The organism is Streptomyces sp. NPDC002130 (genome assembly GCF_040296465.1).
Classification (GTDB): domain Bacteria; phylum Actinomycetota; class Actinomycetes; order Streptomycetales; family Streptomycetaceae; genus Streptomyces.
Window position 1 is genome coordinate 1 of sequence record NZ_JBEOXI010000389.1, and the last position, 5,270, is coordinate 5,270.

Annotated in this window: 4 protein-coding genes; all 4 read left to right on the top strand. The window is 72.3% G+C overall.

Annotated features, from left to right (window positions below; translation table 11 throughout):
- On the top strand, positions 1-924 hold a 924-nt coding region (locus tag ABT116_RS39175; protein WP_351644438.1), incomplete at its 5' end, for an NAD(P)/FAD-dependent oxidoreductase.
- Positions 921-2,366: an ATP-binding protein gene (locus ABT116_RS39180; protein ID WP_351644441.1), complete on the top strand. Its 1,446-nt coding sequence runs from the start codon at positions 921-923 to the stop codon at positions 2,364-2,366. The genes ABT116_RS39175 and ABT116_RS39180, both read left to right, overlap by 4 nt.
- Positions 2,363-2,716, top strand: coding sequence for a UBP-type zinc finger domain-containing protein (locus ABT116_RS39185; protein WP_351644444.1), 354 nt, complete (start codon positions 2,363-2,365; stop codon positions 2,714-2,716). The genes ABT116_RS39180 and ABT116_RS39185 overlap by 4 nt, the downstream gene beginning before the upstream one ends.
- A 75-nt stretch (positions 2,717-2,791) precedes the next feature.
- Positions 2,792-5,270: ATP-binding protein (locus ABT116_RS39190; protein ID WP_502984017.1), on the top strand; the 2,479-nt coding region annotated here is incomplete at its 3' end.

A 5,270-nucleotide genomic window follows, 5' to 3' on the forward strand; every position in this document is an offset into this window, starting at 1 on the left:
GCCTCCGAGGGGTTGCGGACCGTGCTGGTGGAGCGGTCGGCGACCGGTGGGCAGGCGGGTCAGAGCTCGCGCATCGAGAACTACCTCGGCTTCCCCGACGGCGTGTCGGGGGCGCAGCTCACCGACCGGGCCCGGCGGCAGGCGACGAAGTTCGGCGCGGAGATCCTCACCGCACGCGAGGTGACGGCACTGGAGGTCAACGGCGCCGCCCGGATCGTACGGTTCTCCGACGGCTCGGCGGTGGCGGCGCACAGCGTGATCCTGGCTACCGGCGTGTCCTACCGTCAGCTGGCGGCACCCGGCTGCGAGGAACTGACCGGCTGCGGGGTGTACTACGGGTCGGCGCTGACGGAGGCGCCCTCCTGCCAGGACCAGGACGTGTACATCGTCGGCGGCGCCAACTCCGCGGGACAGGCGGCGATGTACCTGTCCCGGGGCGCCAAGTCGGTGACGCTGCTGGTGCGCGGCGAGTCACTGACGGCGTCGATGTCGCACTACCTGATCCAGCAGATCGAGGAGTCGCCCAACATCCAGGTCCGGGCCCGCACGGTCGTCGAGTCGGCGCATGGCGACGGCCGTCTGGAGCGGCTGACCCTGCGGGACGTGGACAGCGGGCAGACCGAACAGGTCGACGCGCAGTGGGTGTTCGTGTTCATCGGCGCCGCGCCGCTGACCGACTGGCTGGGCGGGACCGTGCTGCGCGACGAGCGCGGGTTCATCCTGGCCGGGCCCGACCTGAGCGCCGACGGCCGGCCCCCGGAGGACTGGGAGCTGGACCGGCCGCCGTACCACCTGGAGACCAATGTGCCCGGCGTGTTCGTGGCGGGCGACGCCCGCTCGGAGTCCGCGAAGCGGGTCGCGTCCGCCGTCGGAGAGGGAGCCATGGCCGTCATGCTCGTCCACCGGTATCTGGAGCAGTCGTGAGCGGGCGGCCCGCGCCCTGCAACCCGCAGGAGATCGGGGCGCTGTTCCTGTTCGAGAAGCTCACGCCCGAGCAGCTCGGCAGGCTGTGCAGCGAGGGGCGGGTGGAGCGGTTCGAGCCCGGGCCGGTGTACACCGAGGGCGAGCCCGCGACCTGCTTCTACGTGATGCTCGAAGGCACGGTGGTGCTGTACCGCCGGGTCGGCGGGGACGACGTGGAGGTGACCCGGACCTCGCAGCGCGGGGTGTACGCGGGGTCGATGCAGGCGTACCTGGGCGACCGGGTGCGGCAGGTCTACAACAACTCGATGCGCGTCACGGAGCCGACGCGGTTCTTCGTGCTGCCCGCCGACACGTTCGCGGACATCATGCAGGAGTGGTTCCCGATGGCGGTGCATCTGCTGGAGGGGCTGTTCTTCGGTTCCAAGAGCACCCAGCGCGCCATCGGACAGCGTGAACGGCTGCTGGCGCTGGGCTCGTTGTCCGCGGGGCTCACGCACGAGCTCAACAACCCCGCCGCGGCGGCCGTGCGGGCGACGGCGACCCTGCGGGAACGGGTCGGCAAGATGCGGCACAAGCTGGCGATCATCGCGCAGGGTTCGTACTCCCCCGAGGTCATGGCCAACCTGATCGACATCCAGGAGCGCACCGCCGAGCGGGTCGCGAAGGCGCCGGTGCTGAGTCCGCTGGAGGCGTCCGACCGGGAGGACGCCGTCACCGACTGGCTGGACGACCAGGGCATCCCGGAGGGCTGGCGGATCGCGCCCACCTTCGTCCAGGCCGGTCTCGACGTGGACTGGCTCGACCAGGTCGCGGCCGCCGTGGACGAGGACATCCTGCCCAGCGCGATCGGGTGGCTCAACTACACCGTCGAGACCGAGCTCCTGATGGACGAGATCAACGACTCCACCACGCGCATCTCGCACCTGGTCGACGCGGCGAAGCAGTACTCGCAGCTCGACCGGGCGCCCTTCCAGAACGCCGACGTCCACGAACTGCTCGACTCCACCCTGCTGATGCTGTCCGGCAAGATCGGCAAGCAGATCAAGGTCGTCAAGGACTACGACCGCACGCTGCCGAGGATCCCGGCGTACCCGGCGGAGCTCAACCAGGTGTGGACGAACCTGATCGACAACGCGGTCTCGGCGATGATCAGCGCGGGCGGGGAGGGGACGCTGACCGTGCGGACGGCCGCGGAACACGACCGGCTGCTGGTGGAGTTCCGTGACACCGGAGTCGGCATCCCGGCGGAGGACCGGGAGCGGATCTTCGATCCCTTCTTCACCACCAAGCCGGTGGGTGAGGGGACCGGGCTGGGGCTCGACATCTCCTGGCGGATCGTGGTCAACAAGCACCATGGCAGCATCCGGGTGGAGTCGCAGCCCGGGGACACACGGTTCCAGGTACTGCTGCCGCTGACAGCGGTCGAGGAGGAGTCTGCATGAGTGGCGAGAACGGGATCGACCCGAGTGTGCGGCCCAGCGGCAGCGGGTGTGCCGAGTGTGACGCGGCCGGGGGATGGTGGTTCCATCTGCGGCGGTGTGCTCAGTGCGGGCACGTGGGGTGTTGTGACAGTTCGCCGGCGAAGCACGCGACGGGGCATTTCCGGGAGACCGGGCATCCGTTCGTGCAGAGCTTCGAGCCGGGTGAGGACTGGTACTGGAACTACCGGACGAACGAGTTGTACGAGGGCGGGCCGGAGCTGGCGGAGCCGGTGAGTCATCCGGATGACCAGCCCGCGCCGGGGCCGGCGGGGCGGGTGCCGGCGGACTGGGCGAAGGTGTTGCGCTCCTAGGAGCTCGACGCCCGCTGTCCGGTGGCGGCTGCGGGTGATGTGCGGTTGTTCGCGCCCACGCGGCGGAGCCGCACCATGTCGACGTCCCGCGCCCCTGAGAAGAAAGTTGGTTCTGTGCAGCAGGCGTCATCGGCCACGCCCGTCGTCGGGCGGGATGCCGAACTCACGCGACTCTCCGGTGTACTGGAGCGTGCGCGAGGCGGTGAAGCCAGGGCCGTGCTGATCGCCGGGGACGCCGGGGTCGGCAAGACCCGGGTGCTCGACGAGGTCGGGAGGCAAGCCGCCGCGGCGGGCATGACCGTGCTCACCGGGCACTGTGTGGATCTCGGGGACGTCGGGCTGCCCTACCTCCCGTTCACCGAGATTCTCGGGGTGCTGGCCGCCGATGAGCGGTTCTCCGGTGCTCTCGCCGCTCATCCCGTGGTCGAGCGACTGCTGGGGGCCGGGACCGACTCCGTACGGGACGTGGACGGGCGGCTGCGGCTGTTCGAGGGGATGGCGGGGCTGCTGGCCGAGGTCGCGGAGGTCGCGCCGCTGCTGCTCGTGCTGGAGGATCTGCACTGGGCGGATCAGTCGTCGCGGGACCTGCTGCGGTTCCTGCTGGGCCGGGGCGTTCTCCGGCACCGGCTGGCGGTGTTCGCCTCCTACCGGATGGACGACCTGCACCGCCGGCATCCGCTGCGGCCGCTGCTGGCGGAGCTGGTGCGGCTGCCCGTCGTCGAGCGGATGGAGCTGCGGCCGCTGGCCGATCCCGACGTCGACCGGCTGGTGCGGGCCCTGGAGACCCGGCCGCTGCCGGACGCCACGGTGCGGCGGATCGTGGAGCGGGCCGAGGGGAACGCCTTCTACGCGGAGGAGTTGCTCGCCGCCACCGACACCGAGTCGGGTGGTGTGCCCAGCGGACTCGCCGATGTACTGCTGATCCGCTTCGAGCAGCTCTCCGAGATGGCCCAGCAGGTGCTGCGGACCGCCTCCGTCGCCGGGCGCCGGGTGGAGCACGACCTGCTGCGGGAGGCGGCCGGGCTGCCGGAGGCGGAGCTGGAGTCGGCGCTGCGCGAGGCGGTGGGGCGGCAGTTGCTCGTGGCCGGCGACGGGGACACGTACTCCTTCCGGCACGCGCTCGCCCGCGAGGCCGTCTACGCCGACCTGCTGCCCGGGGAGCGGGCGAGGCTGCACGGCGCGTTCGCACGGCTGCTCGCCGGGCGCGGGCGGGTCGAGAGCGCCGCCGAGCGCGCCCACCACTACCGGGAGAGCCACGACCTCCCCGAGGCGCTGGCCGCGTCACTGGAGGCCGCCGATCACGCCCAGCGAGTCGGTGCGCCGGCCGAGGAACAACGGCATCTCGAAGCGGCCCTGGACCTGTGGTCGGCGGTCGGTCCCGGGGCCCGGCCCCCGGGCGTCGAACGGGTGACACTGACGCTGCGGGCGTCGGCGGCGGCCGCGCACGCCGGGGAACTGCACCGGGCGGTGTCCCTCGCCCGGTCCGCGCTGGCCGGACTCGGCCAGGACGCCGAGTCCGAACTCGCCGCGCGGGTCCGCTACACCCTCGCCGGGAACCTGCTGAGCGTGGACAGCCTGACGGCGGCGTTCGCGTACAGCAGCGAGGCACTGGCGATGATCCCGGAGGACCCGCCGTCCCCGACCTGGGTGTGGGCGGCGGCCACCCATGTCCTGGCCGCACGCCACGTCGGGGAGAACGAGACCGCGCTCGAGGTCGCCCGCCGGGCCCTGGGGGTGGCGGAGCGGCTGCGGGTGACCGATGCCCAGGCGGACCTGCTGATCTCCCTGGCCGTTTTCGACGGCGAGGGGCGGCGCGGCGCGGCGGGCCGGCAGCGGCTGATCAAAGCCCGGGAACTGGCCCGGAGTTCGGGCAACGCGCCCGTGGAGCTGCGCGCCCTGTTCAACCTGGCCATGGGCTGTTACGAGTCCGGTGCCCTCGCGGAGTGTGTGCCCTGGCTGACGGAGGGCCTGGACCGGGCGCGGCGCGCCGGGCTGTTGTCGTCGACGTATCCGCTGGAGATGCGCTACCTGCGGCTGTTGGTGCTGAACGTGCTGGGCCGCTGGGACGAGTGTGTGCGCGCGGCGGCGGCCGACGCCGACGTGCTGCCGGCCGCCGGCGGGTACACGATGGGTCCCGCGCTGTACGTCACGCTCGCGCGCGGTGACTTCGCGGCCGCCGACCGGGCGCGTGCCCTGCTGGAGGGGCCTTTCGACTGGATGGCCACCCTCGTCGCGGGCATCGTGCTCACCGACGCGGCGGCGCTGCGCGAGGATCCCGAGGACGCGGTGCGGTGGATGCGGTCGACGGTCTCGGCCCTCATCGACGAGGCGGGTACCCGTCCGGACGTCACGGTGCGGCTCGCCGCCCTGGCGCTGTCGGCGGTGGCCGACGCGGCGGCCCGGCTGCGGTCGGCCGGTGACGAGGCGGGAGCCCGTCGCTGGACGGACACCGCGGCCGAACTGGTGGAACTGGCGCGGACGACGGCCACCCGCGACGACGGCACGCCCCAGGGTCCCGAGGGACAGGCGTGGCTGGCCCGGGCCGAGGCCGAGT